This is a genomic window from Tenacibaculum pacificus (genome assembly GCF_027941775.1).
GTDB lineage: Bacteria > Bacteroidota > Bacteroidia > Flavobacteriales > Flavobacteriaceae > Polaribacter > Polaribacter pacificus_A.
The window spans coordinates 1,745,470-1,762,554 of the sequence record NZ_CP115917.1 but is presented as its reverse complement, the minus strand read 5'-3'; the positions used below and the strand labels follow the sequence as shown (position 1 = coordinate 1,762,554).

General features: G+C 27.4%; 17 protein-coding genes and 1 pseudogene. 1 reads left to right on the top strand and 17 read right to left on the bottom strand.

Features of this window, described 5'->3' with window-relative positions; all coding sequences use genetic code 11:
• Nucleotides 1-46 precede the first annotated feature (46 nt).
• From PG913_RS07900 to PG913_RS07840, 13 genes and pseudogenes are all read right to left on the bottom strand, one after another.
• Nucleotides 47-2,272: an NADP-dependent isocitrate dehydrogenase gene (locus PG913_RS07900; RefSeq protein ID WP_271230261.1), complete on the bottom strand. Its 2,226-nt coding sequence runs from the start codon at nucleotides 2,270-2,272 to the stop codon at nucleotides 47-49.
• A 267-nt stretch (nucleotides 2,273-2,539) separates the two neighbouring features.
• The gene (gene rplS, locus PG913_RS07895) at nucleotides 2,540-2,887 is read right to left on the bottom strand and encodes a 50S ribosomal protein L19 (protein WP_271230260.1); all 348 of its coding nucleotides are present in this window, start codon (nucleotides 2,885-2,887) and stop codon (nucleotides 2,540-2,542) included.
• Nucleotides 2,888-3,313: 426 nt separating this feature from the next.
• Nucleotides 3,314-3,991, bottom strand: a complete 678-nt coding sequence (trmD, locus tag PG913_RS07890; protein ID WP_271230259.1) for a tRNA (guanosine(37)-N1)-methyltransferase TrmD — start codon at nucleotides 3,989-3,991, stop codon at nucleotides 3,314-3,316.
• Between the two features lie 30 nt (nucleotides 3,992-4,021).
• Entirely contained in the window at nucleotides 4,022-4,882 is an 861-nt protein-coding gene (locus PG913_RS07885; RefSeq protein ID WP_271230258.1) for an RluA family pseudouridine synthase, read from the bottom strand.
• Nucleotides 4,879-5,463 (bottom strand): acyl carrier protein phosphodiesterase, encoded by a 585-nt coding sequence (locus PG913_RS07880; RefSeq protein ID WP_271230257.1) that lies wholly within the window; start codon nucleotides 5,461-5,463, stop codon nucleotides 4,879-4,881. The genes PG913_RS07885 and PG913_RS07880 overlap by 4 nt, the downstream gene beginning before the upstream one ends.
• A 50-nt stretch (nucleotides 5,464-5,513) precedes the next feature.
• A complete protein-coding gene (locus PG913_RS07875; RefSeq protein ID WP_271230256.1) occupies nucleotides 5,514-7,193 on the bottom strand; it encodes a hypothetical protein in 1,680 nt (559 codons plus the stop codon).
• A 10-nt stretch (nucleotides 7,194-7,203) separates the two neighbouring features.
• On the bottom strand, nucleotides 7,204-8,439 hold the full coding sequence (locus PG913_RS07870; RefSeq protein ID WP_271230255.1) for a DUF4249 domain-containing protein: 1,236 nt from the start codon (nucleotides 8,437-8,439) through the stop codon (nucleotides 7,204-7,206).
• Between the two features lie 3 nt (nucleotides 8,440-8,442).
• Complete coding sequence (locus PG913_RS07865) at nucleotides 8,443-10,125, bottom strand: TonB-dependent receptor plug domain-containing protein (RefSeq protein WP_271230254.1); 1,683 nt, start codon at nucleotides 10,123-10,125, stop codon at nucleotides 8,443-8,445.
• Nucleotides 10,091-10,507: a Plug domain-containing protein gene (locus tag PG913_RS07860; protein WP_271230253.1), complete on the bottom strand. Its 417-nt coding sequence runs from the start codon at nucleotides 10,505-10,507 to the stop codon at nucleotides 10,091-10,093. Before PG913_RS07860 ends, PG913_RS07865 begins: the two co-directional genes overlap by 35 nt.
• A gap of 27 nt (nucleotides 10,508-10,534) precedes the next feature.
• Nucleotides 10,535-10,672: pseudogene (locus PG913_RS07855) on the bottom strand (hypothetical protein); the annotation flags it as partial.
• Nucleotides 10,673-10,797: 125 nt separating this feature from the next.
• Complete coding sequence (locus tag PG913_RS07850; RefSeq protein WP_271230252.1) at nucleotides 10,798-11,178, bottom strand: hypothetical protein; 381 nt, start codon at nucleotides 11,176-11,178, stop codon at nucleotides 10,798-10,800.
• On the bottom strand, nucleotides 11,178-11,867 hold the full coding sequence (locus PG913_RS07845; protein WP_271230251.1) for a hypothetical protein: 690 nt from the start codon (nucleotides 11,865-11,867) through the stop codon (nucleotides 11,178-11,180). Before PG913_RS07845 ends, PG913_RS07850 begins: the two co-directional genes overlap by 1 nt.
• Nucleotides 11,868-11,962: 95 nt before the next feature.
• Nucleotides 11,963-13,426: an aminoacyl-histidine dipeptidase gene (locus PG913_RS07840; protein WP_271230250.1), complete on the bottom strand. Its 1,464-nt coding sequence runs from the start codon at nucleotides 13,424-13,426 to the stop codon at nucleotides 11,963-11,965.
• A 92-nt stretch (nucleotides 13,427-13,518) separates the two neighbouring features.
• On the opposite strand from PG913_RS07840, the gene recR reads away from it, so the two are divergent.
• On the top strand, nucleotides 13,519-14,136 hold the full coding sequence (gene recR / locus PG913_RS07835) for a recombination mediator RecR (protein WP_271230249.1): 618 nt from the start codon (nucleotides 13,519-13,521) through the stop codon (nucleotides 14,134-14,136).
• Nucleotides 14,137-14,186: 50 nt separating this feature from the next.
• Here recR and PG913_RS07830 read toward each other — a convergent pair whose 3' ends face one another.
• The 4 genes from PG913_RS07830 to hemH all read right to left on the bottom strand — a co-directional run bounded on the left by PG913_RS07830 (nucleotide 14,187) and on the right by hemH (nucleotide 17,072).
• Entirely contained in the window at nucleotides 14,187-14,606 is a 420-nt protein-coding gene (locus PG913_RS07830) for a lipocalin family protein (protein WP_271230248.1), read from the bottom strand.
• Nucleotides 14,603-15,232: a CopD family protein gene (locus tag PG913_RS07825; RefSeq protein WP_271230247.1), complete on the bottom strand. Its 630-nt coding sequence runs from the start codon at nucleotides 15,230-15,232 to the stop codon at nucleotides 14,603-14,605. Before PG913_RS07825 ends, PG913_RS07830 begins: the two co-directional genes overlap by 4 nt.
• Before the next feature lie 69 nt (nucleotides 15,233-15,301).
• A complete protein-coding gene (locus tag PG913_RS07820; RefSeq protein WP_271230246.1) occupies nucleotides 15,302-15,991 on the bottom strand; it encodes a Lipl32 family lipoprotein in 690 nt (229 codons plus the stop codon).
• 73 nt (nucleotides 15,992-16,064) lie between these two features.
• Entirely contained in the window at nucleotides 16,065-17,072 is a 1,008-nt protein-coding gene (gene hemH / locus PG913_RS07815) for a ferrochelatase (protein ID WP_271230245.1), read from the bottom strand.
• Nucleotides 17,073-17,085 lie beyond the last annotated feature (13 nt).

The following is a 17,085-nucleotide window of genomic DNA, read 5'->3' as shown; positions in this document are numbered from 1 at the left end:
GGTGAATAAATCACCTGCTTATAACGTATAAAAATTTATTTTGATATTAAATAGCGTTTAAAATACTATTTAAAGCATCACTAGGTTTCATAATAACATCTGTTAAATTATCATTAGGTTGATAATATCCTCCAATGTTAATCGCATCACCTTGAATATCATTTAATTGATTAATAATTAAACTTTCATTATAAGTTAATTTATCAGCAATAGGTGTAAATTGAGCTTTTAAATCAGCTTCTTTATCTTGAGCAGCTAAAGCTTGTGCCCAATACATTGCAATATAAAAATGAGAACCTCTATTATCTAACTCTCCAGTTTTTCTTGAAGGTCCTTTTTTGTTATCTAATAATTTATCAGTAGCCTCGTCTAAAGTTTCAGCTAAAACTTTAGCTTTACTATTGTCGTTAGTTTCTCCTAAATGTTCTAAAGAAACTGCTAATGCTAAAAATTCACCTAAAGAATCCCAACGTAAATGGTTTTCATTAACTAATTGTTCAACATGTTTAGGAGCAGAACCACCAGCACCAGTTTCAAATAAACCACCACCATTCATTAAAGGAACAATAGATAACATTTTTGCAGAAGTTCCTAATTCTAAAATCGGGAATAAATCGGTTAAATAATCACGTAAAACATTTCCTGTTACAGAAATAGTATCTTTTCCGTCTTTAACTCTTTCTAAAGTGTATTTAGTTGCATCTACTTGCGATAGAATTTGAATATCTAAACCATCAGTATTATGGTCTTGTAAATATTTTTCTACTTTTTTGATGATTTCAGCATCACGCGCTCTTTCTTTTCCTAACCAGAAAATAGCAGGAGTTTGAGAAGCTCTAGCACGTGTAACAGCTAATTTTACCCAGTCTTTAACAGGTGCATCTTTTGTTTGACACATTCTCCAAATATCACCTTGTTCCACTTCGTGGGATATTAAAACAGTTCCGTTAGCATCGATTACATCAACAGTTCCGTTTTCAGGGATTTCAAAAGTTTTATCATGAGAACCATATTCTTCAGCCTTTTGAGCCATTAAACCAACATTAGGAACAGTTCCCATTGTTGTAGGGTCAAAAGCACCATTTTTTTTACAGAAATCGATAGTTTCTTGATATAAACCAGCATACGAACTATCAGGAATTATAGCTTTCGTATCTTGAAGTTTTCCTTCTTTATTCCACATTTGTCCTGAAGTACGAATCATTGCAGGCATTGAAGCATCAATAATTACATCCGAAGGAACGTGTAAATTAGTAATTCCTTTATCAGAATTAACCATTGCTACATCTGCGTTATTTGCATAAATAGCTTCAATATCAGCTAAAATTTCTGCTTTTTTACCCGCAGATAATTCTTCTAAATTACTAAGTAAGTTTCCGAATCCGTTATTTACATCAACACCAATTTCTTCAAAAGTAGCATTGTGTTTAGCAAATAAATCTTTAAAGAAAACACGAACAGCGTGACCAAAAATGATTGGGTCAGAAACCTTCATCATTGTTGCTTTCATATGTAAAGAAAGTAATAATCCTTTTTCTTTGGTATCAGCTAATTGATCTGTTAAGAAAGCTAATAAAGCTTTTTTATTCATAACAGAAGCATCAATTACTTCACCATCTAATAATGAAACTTTTTCTTTTAAAGTAGTTTTAGTTCCATTAGTATTTGTGTGTACAATTTTTACATCAGTAGCATTATTAACTGTTACTGATTTTTCGGTATGTGCAAAATCACCATCATTCATTGTAGCAACATGAGTTTCAGAAGTCGAAGCCCAAGCACCCATTGAATGCGGATTCTTACGTGCATAGTTTTTTACTGCTTTCGGAGCTCTACGGTCAGAATTTCCTTCACGTAAAACAGGGTTTACAGCCGAACCTTTAATTTTATTGTAACGAGTTAAAATAGCTTTTTCATCATCTGTATTTGCTTCTTCAGGAAAATCTGGTAAGGCATAACCTAATGATTGTAATTCTTTAATTGCTGCTTTTAGTTGAGGTACAGAAGCCGAAATATTAGGTAATTTAATAATATTTGCTTCTGGCTTTTTAGCCAATTCACCTAAAAAAGCTAAAGCATCTTCTACTTGCTGTTCTTTAGTTAAGAAATCTGAAAAATTAGCAAGAATACGTCCTGCAAGAGAAATATCTTTCGTTTCTATTTCTATATCAGATGATTTTGTAAAAGCTTTTACTATAGGTAAAAACGAACGAGTAGCTAATGCAGGAGCTTCATCCGTTTTAGTGTACATAATTTTTGCAATTTTGCTCATATATCAGTTTTTTAACGAGGTGTTGGTTAAAACACGCACAGTAATTATTAAATTCATTGAAGTATCGCAAATTTAAGAATTAGAAATGAGTTTTATGATGGGAAAGTGTTAATAGTTATGGTGTTTTATTTCGAATATGATAAAATAAATTATGCCAAATCTTGTAGGTACAAGTTATTCCGTTTACATAACGTCTATTTATAAATAACAAAAAAGCATTGTGAATAATCACAATGCTTTTTTATAAGTTGAATAAAGATGTTAATCTTAACCTCTTCTTTCTTTAATTCTTGCTTTCTTACCAGTAAGATCTCTAAAGTAAAAGATACGTGCTCTACGTACAATACCTTTTTTGTTTACTTCAATTTTCTGAATAGCAGGTAAGTTAATAGGGAAGATACGTTCTACTCCTACAGTACCAGACATTTTTCTGATTGTAAAAGTTTCAGAAGCACCAACTCCTCTTTTTTGAATAACTACACCTCTAAAAAACTGAGTACGTACTTTTTCTCCCTCTCTAATTTCGTAGTACACAGTAATAGTGTCTCCTGATGCAAATTGAGGTAATTCGTTTCTTGTTACAAATTCGTCTTGAACAAACTTTACTAAATCCATTGTAATGATATTTATATTGGTTTATAAAACAACGTACACGATTATCGTCAGAGGTTAATTTATTTCTGCAAAATTAATCAAAATATTATAAAATACTAACTTATTTTTAAATAATATTTATTGATTTATTGTCTTGTTTATCAGTAGTTTTAATTGTTGTTTATTAAATAATTACAGCTGTTTTTTCTGAGATTACTTTTCTTTTAATAACAAATAAAACTACGAGCTTGTTTAAATTTCATTTAAAAACCTTTTATCGCTAAAAAATCGAATCCGTCAAACTGAATTTATTTCAGTTTCGCATCCTGATTTGCCGTAGTTCTTAGTTTTGTGCGATGCTGAAATAAATTCAGCGTGACGTTTATATCTAAAAAAACACTTTATTTAAAATTTAAACAGGCTCTACGTGTTTAAAGTATATACTGATTATTCGTCTAATAAATCAGGTCTTATCTTTTTTGTATGCTGATATGCTTTTTCTTCTCGCCACTTGTCAATTTTAGGGAAATTCCCTGATAATAATATTTCAGGAACTTTCATTCCGTCATATTCTGCTGGTCTTGTGTAAACGGGAGGCGATAATAAATTATCTTGAAAAGAGTCTGTTAAAGCAGATTGTTCATCACCTAAAACTCCAGGAATTAAACGAACAACAGCATCACATAAAATAGCCGCTGCTAACTCTCCACCTGTTAAAACATAATCGCCAATAGAAATTTCTCTGGTAATAAATCGGTCGCGAACACGTTGATCTACACCTTTATAATGTCCTGTTAAAATAATGATATTTTCTTTTAAAGAAATCGTATTTGCTATTGATTGATTTAATGTTTTTGCATCTGGTGTCATATAAATGATTTCGTCATAGGTTCTTTCAGTTTGTAATTTAGAAATACAAGCATCAATAGGTTCAATCATTAAAACCATACCAGCGCCACCACCAAATTGGGTGTCATCTAGTTTTTTGTAAGAGCCAAGTCCATAATCACGTAAATTATGAAAATGAATTTCGGCTAAACCTTTGTCAATGGCACGTTTCATCATTGAATGTTCAAACGGGCTTTTTAATAAATCGGGTGCTAGGGTAATAATATCTATTCGCATGTTGGCAAAGATATATTTTTTAAAGTAAAATTAACAACCAAATATTTTTTTGAATTTATTCGGAAGCTCTTTTGTAATTACGAGTTGTTTTTTTGTAAACGGATGTTCAAATTGTAGGGTAGATGCGTGTAAATACAATCCTTTTCCGTTTAATATAAATCCATCAATAAAATGTTCTTTATCGCCTAAAATTGGACTTTTTATAGCTAATAAATGTTTTCTTAATTGATGTTTTCTTCCTGTTTTTGGCGATAATTCAACAAGATTTAATGTTTTGAATCGTTCAGAAATAACTGTTTTTATCAATTTATATGAAGTTTGTGCTTTTTTATCATCAATAGGAAAATCAATAATTCCGTTATTTTCTATTTTCCCGATAGTTATTGCATGATATGTTTTTTGAATTTTTTTATCTTCAAATAATTTATTTAAAGCGATAATACTCGAACTTGTTTTTCCGATAAGTAAAAGTCCGCTTGTTGGATAATCTAATCGATGCACAGGTCGTGGACGTGTTGCATCTTCCAAAGGGCTTTTTTTGATGTTTTGCAGTAGTGTATTATCAATAGTTGCAAACGAATTTCCACTAACTAAAATACCTGCAGGTTTATAAATAACAGCTAAATAATCATCTTCAAAAAGAACTTCTAAAGGAAATTTAAATTGTTTAAAAGTGGTTTCTTCGCTAATTTTATACAATTCTATTTTTTCATTTCCATTGATAAATAGAGCCGTAGTTGCAATTTTACCATCGACAAAAACTAACTTTTTTTTAATTGCTTTTTTGAATCCCGATTTTGTTGGAATAGTTTTAAAAATTCCAGTTCCGTATTCTTGTAATCGAATAGGTTTTTCTAATACGGGAGTTTGATGTGTTTCTGATAAAATCATATTTCAGCAATTTGTATATTACAAAAATCACGTAAATCTTCAAAAAACAAAGTAAAATCTTGTTCAAAAAAATGATAATGAATTGCTAAATCTTCCGAAGCTAAATTCATTTGAGATTTTCCTTGTGTACGTCTGTTTATTCCGTTTAAAACCTCTTGGATTCCGCTAGTAAATTGATAATTATATAACCAATCATACTGAATCATACTAGGTAATAATTTTTGTGTTTTTTCTGGAAGCGTTGAGTTATTTTTTTCTAATAACTGATAGACAGAATTTACATAAATATCCAAAGGGATTTCTGAATATGTTGCCCAGTTTTTAGCTAGAAAATGATCAAAAAAGATGTCAATAATTACACCATCATAATGACGGTAGCGTTCGTGTAATCTTCGTTTACTTTTTCTGACAATTTCATGGGCATCGGTATAAGTATCTATTTGACGATGTAAAATAATGCCTTTTTGAATACGTTCTTTAAAATGAGAAATTTTATTACCTTTAATATGGTCAGCAATAAAATTACCAATCATTAATTCGGTGTTATTTCCTGATAAATATAAATGTGATAAAAGATTCATAGCGTAAATGTAAACAAAAAACCACAACGTTATCTATTGTGGTTTTTTATTTATTTAACAGTAAAGTTTTTTGTGTATGAAATGGGTTTTCCTGAGTTAGTAAAACCTTCAATTTCTATCTCAAAAACCCCAATAACATCAGAAGTGAAAAAAGATATTTGTTTTTTTGTTAAATCTAAATTTGGTTGCCAGAATAACTGTGTTCTATAGTCAGGAATTCTTCTCGTTTTTTTTATAGACTCATGTGTTTGGAAAAAATATTTTTTTTGTTTTTGAGGGTGTGAAATGTTCAATTTTTTCAAGTAATCTGAATTAGGATCATAATCATTTTTAAAAGTTTTCATATATATTATTCCTTCATAAAGTTGAGCCCCTAAAACATATTTTTGCCTTAGTATAGATACTGATTTGATTTTATTTGCATTGTAATCTAAAAAATCATTATGCTTATAAATAATAGATCCATCAACTATTAATAGTGTAGGTAATTTTTTGTTTGTATCAGAATTCATATTCTTTACCCTAAAATTATTATCACTATCAATCCAAACATTATTTAGAATTTCTATAGTTACTTCTTTTATCGTTTTAAATCGTTTATAGTCATCTAAAATAATAATTTCACATTTATCTTCAAAAATTAATGGATTAATTTTTTCTTTAATAAATATATCTTTTTTTATTGTATTGTAAGCATTTTCTATTTGTAAATTAAGGCTTCTTCTTTTTATAATCTCAATATTTTTATTAGTTATACTAATTGGTTTGAAATTTTCAAAATGAGTTTCTAATATATTCTTTTTATCTATTTTAAAATTATATAGATGTCTATCATCATTTAAAATTTGTATTGTTGCTTTTGATTTTTTGTAAGGCTCCTTAATATTAAAATAAAAATTTCCGATTTTATCTGTAACAGATATTTTTGTTATTTTATTTTTGTTAGGGAGAGATAAGCCTATTTTTAAATTATTTAGATTGTGTTTATTATTGTCTTTAGATATAATTTTACCACTAATTAATTCACCTCTTAGTTCTGGTATATAAAATTTTGTAGAGTTTTTATATTCTTTCTTTGGTAATTTAAATGAGTTTACAATCGATGATTTTTCAGGTAAATCTAAATTATCAGTTTTTCGAACAGATAATGAAAAAGTACCTTTTATTTTTTTAGTAATATTTAAGGTAACTAGTTCTCTTGTTGTGTAATTTTTTTTATTAGTATTTATGTAAGAAATGGAGGTGTCATTATTTTTTTTTATAATATTATTACTTACAGTTGCTGTTTTTATTTTTTCTAGATTAGAAAAAGGATTTATAATGTAAAGATTTTCTTCAAAGAAAATTTGTTTGTTCCTCATCCATTGAGTGTATGCTATTATTTTATAGCTACCTGTTTCTATATTATTAGGTAAAAATAAGTCTCCATAACCAACGCCTTTATTTAATCTGACTTTTTGATTAAATAAAGGTGTATTATTTTTATCAATTATTCTTACGTAAGCTATTTTACTTAAAGTTGATATATTTTTATCTTCTAATGATAAATTATAAACTTTATATAGTAAGTTTTCTCCTGTTAGTAAAAAATTTGTATTTAAATGCAAGTGTATATTTTCTTGTGAAAGACTTCTAAAGCCAGATGAATCTAAAATGCTATTATTTGATTGAGAAATTATTGATAAAGAGAGTAAGTAAAAAATAAAGAATGATATATGCTTTTTTTTCATAATTAATTTATTAATCTATCCAAAAAGAAGGTTTTATATTGCTACCAAATATAGTACAATCTCCACAGGCTTTAGAAACTGTTACATAACGATTATTTCCTGTAAGATCTAATTCGTTTTTTTTGTAGAACGTCAAAGAACCATTTATTAACTTATTAAAGTAAAAATTATTTCTAATTTTTCTTTCATCATCTTCTAATATTAAGGGATAAGTAAATGTTTTACAAATTATAGGAAATGGTAAACTATTATCATTTGAAACAGGGTCAGTAACTAATTCGGAATAATCAAAAAAGATTCTTTTTTTAAAAACTGTAGAAACTTCAAAATAACCAATTACTTTCTCATTTGTTGAATTTTCATTTTCGATGTTACCTTTTACAAAGCCTTTTTGCGTATCAGTAAACACATTTTCATTATTTGATAATTTTTTTAATGTTTTAAAGTAATTATAAGCATTAAAGTTTTGAACATATTGTTTTATTAATATACTATATCTGTGTGAAATAATATGATTAAACTCGTTGATATAGCGTATTGGTAATTCAATAATTTTGTTTTTAACAAGAGAATTCGTTTCTATTTGTTGTATACTGGTAGAACGTACGGTCTTATAGCATACTCTATTATTGTTATTTTCTTTAGGTACTATGATGAAAAAATCGTATCCAATAGGTTTAGGAGGAGCAGGGTTAACTATAAGTTTGTTAGGTGACCAGTAAGGTGCTACTATTTTATAAGTTTCTTCATATTCATAACGGTAGTATTTAGCTTCATTATCACCAGTACTATTAACCATCAATTTTACAATACTTTCATTGAATTTATTTTTTTCAGTAGTATTTATTATTTTGTCTATTTTAGCTTTTCCAGCTAACTTTTCGGAACTAGAAGTATACGTATTTCCATTGCTAGTTTTTATTTTTAATGTATAGGATTTATCTTTTTCTAAAGAAAATTTATCTACAGATTTATAAATACCTTTATTTTCTTCTATAAAATTATATTTTTTATTTTCATTATTAATAATAAAAATAGTTGCATCTGATTCATGTTTTGTATCATCAGATTCTATATTAGTAGTTCTTGATAGCTTTATTTGTTGAATTTTAAATTCATCGGTTATTGATGCTTCAACAACTAAAATGTTTTCAAAGTTTAATGTATTTAAACTAAAAGGTTCAGTACAATTTATTGTAATTAGTATTAATAAAATATAATAGATAGATGTTCTATAATGTTTCATAATTTAGAATTTAAAATTATAGGTAATAGTTGGAATAGGATATGAAAAAATAGAGCTTTTATAAGCTAGTACTTTACCTTGATTATTTGTATTAAAAAATATAGATTTAGGGTTATTTCTGCCCAAAACGTTATAAATTGAAATATTCCAAAAACTGTGTGCAAGTTTTTTAATTTTATGATTTCCTTCAATGTTAATACCAAGGTCTAATCTGTAATAGTTTGGTATTCTAAATTTATTCCTGTCACTATATAATAAGTATTCAGAATCTAGGTATTTATATTTTCCTGTAGGATATGTTACAGGATTACCTGTTTGATATATGAAATTTGTAGAGATACTATATCTTTTTGTAATTTTATAGTTTAAAACGGTAGTGAAATCGTGAGGTTTGTCATAATTAGTAGGGAAAAAATTACCGTTATTAATTTTTTCTTCATTAAAAGAACTATCAAGTTTTAGTAAAGATCTAGAGTAATTATATCCTATCCATCCATTTAATTTACCTAATTTCTTTTTAATAAGGAATTCTATACCATAAGATTTACCAGGACCTTGTAAAACCTCTGTTTCTATATTTTCATTTAATAGAAAATTAGCTCCAATTTTATAATTTAAAATATTTTTATATTTTTTAAAATAAGTCTCAAAACTGAATTCATAATCATTAAGGTTTTTAAATAAACCGAATGAGATTTGATTTCCTTCTTGAGGTGAAATATTAATGTTTGATAATCTCCAAGTATCTATAGGTGTAGCTGTTGTATTATTATTAAGTCTATGTATATATTGAAAAGTTTTATTATAACTAGCTTTTAATGATAAATTATCTCCCAATAAATACCTAGCTGATAATCGATATTCTAATCCATTATAATTTTGAATAACTTCATTTTCTTTATATTTCTTTGTAACCATAAGTGAACTTTCATCGATGATAGAGTTAGCTGTATAAAAATTCTGAGTAGCTTTACCAAGAGTTAAAAATTGAGAATAACGAAGTCCAATATCTAAAGATAATTTTTTATTAACGATGAATTTATTAGACAAGAAAAGTGCATTTTCTAAACCTTTTTCTTTATCTATTTGACGATTTTCGATTAGAGAATTATCATCTTTAAATTGAAGAACTCCAGGTGAAATATTATATAACTTAGATGATACTCCGTATTTAATATTATGTTTTTTAGATAAGGCGTATTTAAATTTTAATTTAGCATTAACTTCTCTTATACTATAATTTAAATTAAAATTTTTACTTATATCTTTACTGTTGTAATCTAGATTAAATTTATAACTACTAGCTGCTAAAATTAAATTAGCATCATTTTTATCATTAAATTTATGATGCCAATTTAATGAAATTATATTATTACCGTAAGAATTTGTTGTATCAGAGGCTATTTGATATTTATCATTACTATAGTAACTTGTAATTTTTATAGAATTTTTTTTGTTAATTTTATGATTATATTTAGCTAATAAATCAATAAAAGAAGCGCTACTTTTATTTAGCTTTTTATTATTTAAAGATTTTAAAATCCAATCGGAATAAGTAGTTCTTGCAGCAATAAGTAATCCTGATTTTTCTTTTAAAATAGGTGTTTCTATAGTTAAATTACCTGTTATAGGCCCAATAGAAGCTTCACCTTTAAATTTTTGGATACTTGCATCTTTTGTTTTCAATGTTAAAAACAGAGGAAATTCGACCTCCATATTCAGCGGGTATGTTTCCTTTGTATATTTTTAAACTTTCTGTTGTAAATGGGTTGATAGCAGAAAATAATCCTAAAAAATGATTTGGGTTATACAGTACACCATCATCTAATAGAAATAAGTTTTGGTCTACTTTTCCACCTCTAACATTTACTCCTTCAGAACCTTCACCTGCTGATTTTATACCAGGTAAAGTAGTTGCGACCTTTAATATATCTCTTTCTCCTAATACTAAAGGAATGTTTTTTATCTCAGCTATATTTAATTGAGTAATTCCAGATATTATTTCTTTTATATTGTTCTTTTTACTTGTATTTATAGTAATTTCATCAAGTTGTTCATCTTGCTCCATAAGAGATATGTTCAAAGAACCATCATTGTATAAAATTATATTTTTATAGAGTTTACTATAGCCTTGTAATAACGTTTCAATATTGTTTTTTCCATAGGGAAGTACTATGTTATAGTATCCTTTTTTATTACTTGTAGTTGATTTATTTTTATTTCTTTCTAAAATAGTAACACCTTCAATAGGTTTTTTAGTATTTCCATTTACGATGTATCCAGATAATTTGAAGTTTTTTTGTTCTACTTGCTCTTCTTTACCTATTTTAATAAAATCATTAATATCTTGGTTGTTTTTTATAAAAACAGGTATTTTCTTTTTTTGACAAAAGATAATGAATCATCTATATCAAAATTATCATAAATACTATTAGATATTAAATTACCATATGTTAGTATAATTTTTTTATCATTTGTAATATAGTAGTTGATTGCAGTATCGTTAAGTATATAATCTAAAATATTTGTAATAGAGGTATTATTAAAGTTTTTAGAGATTCTTCTATTATCTAGCCAACTATTAATATAAAAAAAATGGTAATCTGTTTTTTCTTCTAAAAGGTTTATGATTTGTTCTTTATTAAGATTGTTTATTTCAATTTTTAAATTTCCGCTTTCTTTTTGAGAATAGATACTTAAATTTAGAAAAAAAGAGAGTAGTAGTATCGATTTTTTCATTATTTAGCATTATTAACGTTATTATTCAATAGATTTATAAGTTTAGTAAAAAATAAGTCTGAATTATTTTTTGCTAATTTTTTATTTAAAAGATAAAATTCAGATATTATTTTTTTTTGTTGAGGTATTTTTTTTATTAAATTTTTCTTTTTTAGAACATAAAAATATTCACTATTATAATTTATAAAGTATTTAGATTTGTTTACAAATTTAGTATAACTGAATTTTTTATTTAATTTTTCATAACTGTTAATTAAATTTTTTTTGTAAAGTTTGATAGGTTTTTTATCTATCAATATTTGACTATAACCATAGTCCGCTATGTTAATAAATATATCATTATCTATCGTGAATTTTTTTACTAAGCTCTTTTTTAAAATAAAAATTAAATAGCTTGAGTTACTTATTTTAATAATAATATTATCATTATTTAGATCGTATTTTATTAAAGTATTGGAGAAAACATCATTATTATAGTGTACTTTACCTAAGAAAAATTTATTTACTTTATAATAGTGATGATTTCCGTTTATGGTTCTGTATTTTTCCTTATGGAATACTCCGTTACTTAAATCTGTATTTTGTAAATTTATTATTTCATCAAAATAAGTATAATGTTCTTTTTCTGGTAATTCTTGAGAAAAGATTAAATAAGGAATAAAAATTAAGTGTAATAATTTGTATTTCATTTAATTATCAGTTTAAATAAATTATTTATAGCAAGCTAATTTATAAAAAAAACCACAACTTTACTTGTTGTGGTTTTTTATTTTTTTATTGATAATTAATTTTTACTAGGAATATTCTTTAAAATTTCTAATAAAAATTTCCAATATTTTTGTGTTGATGAAATTTGTGCACATTCATCAGGAGAGTGTGGTCCTCTAATGTTTGGTCCGAAAGAAATCATGTCCATTTCAGGATAATTCTGTCCTAAAAGTCCACATTCTAAACCAGCATGACAAGCTGCTACATTTGGCTGTTCATTATGTAATTCTACATATAATTTTTCAACTATTTTTAAAATTTCAGAATCTAAGTTAGGTAACCAACCAGGATATGAACCAGAAAATTCAACATCAAAACCTGCTAATTCATAAGCAGAACGCATTGAGTTTGCTAAATCCCATTTATTACTTTCAGAAGAAGAACGAGTTAAACAAGCGATTCTTATTTTTCCTTCTTTAGCGGTAACACGAGCAATATTGTTAGATGTTTCTACTAATCCTTCAATATCAGGACTCATACGATATACACCATTTAAAGCTGTGTACATTGATTTGATAAATCCTTCTTGAACACCTAAGTCCATAACGTGTTTAGGAGCTTCAACTTCTTCTAATTTAATTGATAAATTAACTTCTATTTTTGAAAATTCAGCTTTAATCGTATTTATTAATTGTTGAGTTTCAAATAAGAAAACTTCTTTAGAAATACTATCAACAACTACAGTTGAAAAACTTTCACGAGGAATAGCATTACGTAAACTACCTCCGTTTATATCGGAAACACGTAAACCAAAGTTTGTAAAACCATCAAATAATAAACGATTCATTATTTTGTTGGCATTACCTAATCCTTTAATAATATCCATTCCTGAATGACCTCCTTTTAAACCTGTAATAGCAATTTTAAAAGCAGTTGTATTTTCAGGAGTAACTTCTTCAGTATATGTTCTTGTAGCAGTAACATCTACACCACCAGCACAACCCATACTAATTTCGTCATCATCTTCGGTATCTAAATTTAATAAGATTTCACCATTTAAGATATCACCTTCTAAACCCATTGCACCAGTCATACCAGTTTCTTCATCAATAGTAAATAAAGCTTCAATAGCAGGATGTGGAATATCGTTAGCTTCTAAAACAGCCATAATTGATGCTACACCTAAACCGTTATCGGCACCTAAAGTAGTTCCTTCAGCTCTTACCCAATCTCCATCAACAAACATTTTAATTCCTTCTGTATCAAAATCAAAAACAGTATCAGAATTTTTTTGATGTACCATATCTAAGTGACTTTGCATCACAATAGCTTTACGGTTTTCCATCCCTGAAGAAGCAGGTTTACGAATAATTACGTTACCAACTTTGTCAACTATAGTTTCTAAATTTAGGTTTTTACCAAAATCTACCATAAATTGAATTACTCTTTCTTCTTTTTTTGATGGACGTGGTACAGCGTTTAAATCTGCAAAATTATTCCAAACAGCTTTAGGTTCTAAGTTTCTTATTTCTGAACTCATTATGAATTGTATATTTTGTTAGTGCTACGAAGATACTTTTTTTATATGAAACAGTATATTGATAGCTACTTGAAAAATTGTAAATTCGCGGCATGGATTTTTCTTCAAAATTATTAGAGAACGCAGTAAATGAGGTTAGCCGATTACCTGGTATTGGTAAGCGAACTGCGCTTCGTTTGGTATTACATTTATTAAAACAACCGATTGAAAATACAGGTTATTTAACAGCTGCTTTAACAGGTTTGCGAAATGATGTAAAATCATGTACTAAATGTCATAATATTTCAGATACGACTTTGTGTGAAATATGTAATAATCCGAATAGAAATTCTGACATTGTATGTGTTGTTGAAGATATTCGTGATGTTATGGCTATTGAAAATACAGCACAATTTAGAGGGGTTTATCATGTGTTAGGAGGTAAAATTTCACCTATTGAAGGTGTTGGACCTCAAAATTTACAGATAGAATCTTTAGTAACTAAAGTGAAAAAATGTGAAATAAAAGAGTTGATTTTTGCATTAAGTTCAACAATGGAAGGAGATACCACTAATTTTTATATTTATAAGCAAATTGAAAACTGTAATATAACAACATCTACAATTGCTCGTGGAATTTCTGTTGGTGATGAGTTAGAATATGCTGATGAGGTTACATTAGGTAGAAGTATTGTAAACCGTATTCCTTTTGAGCAATCAATAAAAGGGTAGTATTAAAACATAATAAAAAAAGTGAAGTTTAAAAACTTCGCTTTTTTTATTTATTGTCTTTCGTAGGTTAAACCGTTGTTTTCAAAGGTTAAGTATTGGTTACTTTGAGTAAAGGTTATATTATAGTCTGCACCATTACCAGTATATCCATGTATTCTGATATTGTATGTTTTATTATTGTTGTTAAGCCAAATACCTTTGAATGATTTTGATTCGTTTTTACTACAAGAACCATCTATTGTATTGTAATCATCAAAAGTATAAGAGGTATCTTCGTTAAAGATATACGTATCTTTCTTTTCACAACTATCAGTTATTTTTTCTCCATTTTTTTGAATAAGTTTCCAAGTACCTATAATTAAATCTTTAGTATTTTCTGGTTCTTCAGGATTATTTGGTAATTCATCGCTTTTAGATTCGCGTGAAATTACTAAAATAGCTGTAATAATTAATAAGAATAATTTTTTCATAATATAATCGGGGTTTTATAGTTGCGAAAGTAGAATTTATTATCTAATTTTTTATCTTCTTTCGTTAAGTCTTTTTCTTGTTTATCCCAAGATTTTTTGGCTCTTAATTTTTTGTAGAAACGAATACCAATCATAAGTAATACTCCAAAAAGTATAATACCTACAACTCCCCAAATCCAATTAAGACTGTCTTTTAAAACAACTAAAAAAACAACTGCAAATAAAATAACTGTTGGAGCTTCATTAAAAATCCTCAACTTTGTTGGTGTGTAATTAATTTCATCACGTTGTAATTCTTTATATATTTTATGACAAAATCCGTGATAAAAATACAAGGCTAAAACAAATGATAATTTAATATGCATCCAAGGCATTTCTAAATAGATAGGATTTATCCAAAGCATCCAAAAGGCAAAAAAACTAGCTAAAAATAATGACGGCCAGGTAATTATATACCATAAACGTTTTGACATTAACTTATATTGTGTTTGTAAAATTGATTTGGCAGGTTCGTCTTTTTTTTCTGCCTCTACGTGATAAATAAATAAACGACCAATATAAAATAAGCCAGCAAACCAAGTGACAATAAAAATAATATGTAAAGCTTTAATGTATAAAAAATCCATAATAAAAAAAATGAGGTCTTAAAATTTTATGTTTTAAGACCTCAAATTTAATGCTTTTAAAATAAAAAATTACATTTGCTTTTTTAATTCAGCAATAGACTTAGCAACAAGAACTCCTGGTAATTTTACAGGCGCTGCAATTTGAGCTAAAAATGTACCTTTTACTTCTCCTTTTTTATAAGTTGTAAAACCTATTCTGTATAAACCAGTAGTAATAGCTTTTAAAGGATTTCCAGTTTCACTTTTATATCTTAATAATGAGTTATACTTAGATCCACTAGGTAATTTAGGCATTTCACTACTATCATCATTTTTAGCAAGGGTATGCCAGTTTGCATTTTTAACTTTACCTTCAGTAACAGATCCTTTAGTAAAAATATCTGAACGTTCTAAAGTAATGTAAGTGTCAAAATAATCTTTAGATTTTTTGTTTGCTTCAAAATCAGAAGATACAATTGCATTTTTAGGTTTGTTTTTTCCTATAGGAGAAACCATTCTTACACCTAATTCAGGAGCAACAGCAGGAACCCAAACATATAAATAATAGAATTTCTTTCCGTCTTTAACTTCGTCTTCGTTACCTGGCTTTACAAAACCTTTGTAAGAAACTACATCAGTATAAGGTACTCTAATTTTTTTGAAACCAAGATCTTTTTGAGTTAAACCTCCAAAAGTTCCAACTTTCTTTTGAGCACTAATACTTCCTACAGATACAGCAGCAATAGCAACTACTGCAGCAATTTTTTTTAAATTTTTCATTGTTTTCTTTTGATATAATTTCAAGCGAATATACACAATAAAATAGAATAACCTAGGCTTATTATGCTTATTTTCAGTTGTTAATCCATCCTGCTAAAACAGCAACCCATTCTTCATTATCGTTAATGCAAGGTACTGTATAGAATTCTTCACCACCAGCTTCTAAAAATTCTTCTTTACCTTCCATTGCAATTTCTTCTAAAGTTTCTAAACAATCAGAAACAAAAGCAGGTGTTACAATAGCAAGTTTTTTAATACCATCTTTTTCAGCTTTACTAACAATAGTTCTGTCTGTGTAAGGTTGTAGCCAAGGATCAACTCCTAAACGAGATTGAAAAGAGGTTGAAACCGTATTTTCATCTAAACCTAATTCTGATATTACATTTTTTGTTGTTTGAAAACATTGATGACGATAACAAAATTCATGTGCTTTTGATGGCGTATTACAACAACTTCCATCTATTTTACAATGGCTTTTTGTAATGTCAGATTTACGAATATGACGCTCAGGAACTCCGTGATAAGAGAATAATATATGGTCATAATCTTTATCCGCTAAATAATCTTTAATACTATTTGATAAAGCTTTGATGTATTCTGGTTTTTGATAAAAAGCAGGAACATCGGTAATTTTCATATCAGGAAAAAACTCTTTTCTTAATTCTTCGGCTAAAACAACGATAGTTTCAGTAGTAGCCATTGCAAATTGAGGATATAAAGGAATTAACATAACTTCGGTAACACCTTTATCATGTAATTCTTGTAATCCTTTTTTGATGGTCATTGTACCGTATCGCATAGCTAAAGCAACAGGTAATTCAGTTTTTTCTTGAACCTTTTTTTGTAATCTTTCTGATAATACAATTAAAGGAGAACCGTCTTTCCACCAGATCTTTTTGTAAGCTGCCGCCGATTTTTTAGGACGTGTGTTTAAAATAATTCCTTTGACTAAAAATGAACGAAACCAATAAGGAACATCAATTACACGTTCGTCCATTAAAAATTCACCTAAATATTTTTTAACATCCTTTGGATCTGTACTTTCAGGTGATCCTAAGTTTACTAATAAAGCTCCTTTCATCTTTTTATTTATT

Bases quoted from the DNA above. Each gene is read 5' to 3' on its own strand.
- PG913_RS07900 (WP_271230261.1), bottom strand. From the start codon at position 2,272: ATGAGCAAAATTGCAAAAATTATGTACACTAAAACGGATGAAGCTCCT.
- rplS (WP_271230260.1), bottom strand. From the start codon at position 2,887: ATGGATTTAGTAAAGTTTGTTCAAGACGAATTTGTAACAAGAAACGAA.
- trmD (WP_271230259.1), bottom strand. From the start codon at position 3,991: ATGCGAATAGATATTATTACCCTAGCACCCGATTTATTAAAAAGCCCG.
- PG913_RS07885 (WP_271230258.1), bottom strand. From the start codon at position 4,882: ATGATTTTATCAGAAACACATCAAACTCCCGTATTAGAAAAACCTATT.
- PG913_RS07880 (WP_271230257.1), bottom strand. From the start codon at position 5,463: ATGAATCTTTTATCACATTTATATTTATCAGGAAATAACACCGAATTA.
- PG913_RS07875 (WP_271230256.1), bottom strand. From the start codon at position 7,193: ATGAAAAAAAAGCATATATCATTCTTTATTTTTTACTTACTCTCTTTA.
- PG913_RS07870 (WP_271230255.1), bottom strand. From the start codon at position 8,439: ATGAAACATTATAGAACATCTATCTATTATATTTTATTAATACTAATT.
- PG913_RS07860 (WP_271230253.1), bottom strand. From the start codon at position 10,507: ATGGAGCAAGATGAACAACTTGATGAAATTACTATAAATACAAGTAAA.
- PG913_RS07850 (WP_271230252.1), bottom strand. From the start codon at position 11,178: ATGAAAAAATCGATACTACTACTCTCTTTTTTTCTAAATTTAAGTATC.
- PG913_RS07845 (WP_271230251.1), bottom strand. From the start codon at position 11,867: ATGAAATACAAATTATTACACTTAATTTTTATTCCTTATTTAATCTTT.
- PG913_RS07840 (WP_271230250.1), bottom strand. From the start codon at position 13,426: ATGAGTTCAGAAATAAGAAACTTAGAACCTAAAGCTGTTTGGAATAAT.
- recR (WP_271230249.1), top strand. From the start codon at position 13,519: ATGGATTTTTCTTCAAAATTATTAGAGAACGCAGTAAATGAGGTTAGC.
- PG913_RS07830 (WP_271230248.1), bottom strand. From the start codon at position 14,606: ATGAAAAAATTATTCTTATTAATTATTACAGCTATTTTAGTAATTTCA.
- PG913_RS07825 (WP_271230247.1), bottom strand. From the start codon at position 15,232: ATGGATTTTTTATACATTAAAGCTTTACATATTATTTTTATTGTCACT.
- PG913_RS07820 (WP_271230246.1), bottom strand. From the start codon at position 15,991: ATGAAAAATTTAAAAAAAATTGCTGCAGTAGTTGCTATTGCTGCTGTA.
- hemH (WP_271230245.1), bottom strand. From the start codon at position 17,072: ATGAAAGGAGCTTTATTAGTAAACTTAGGATCACCTGAAAGTACAGAT.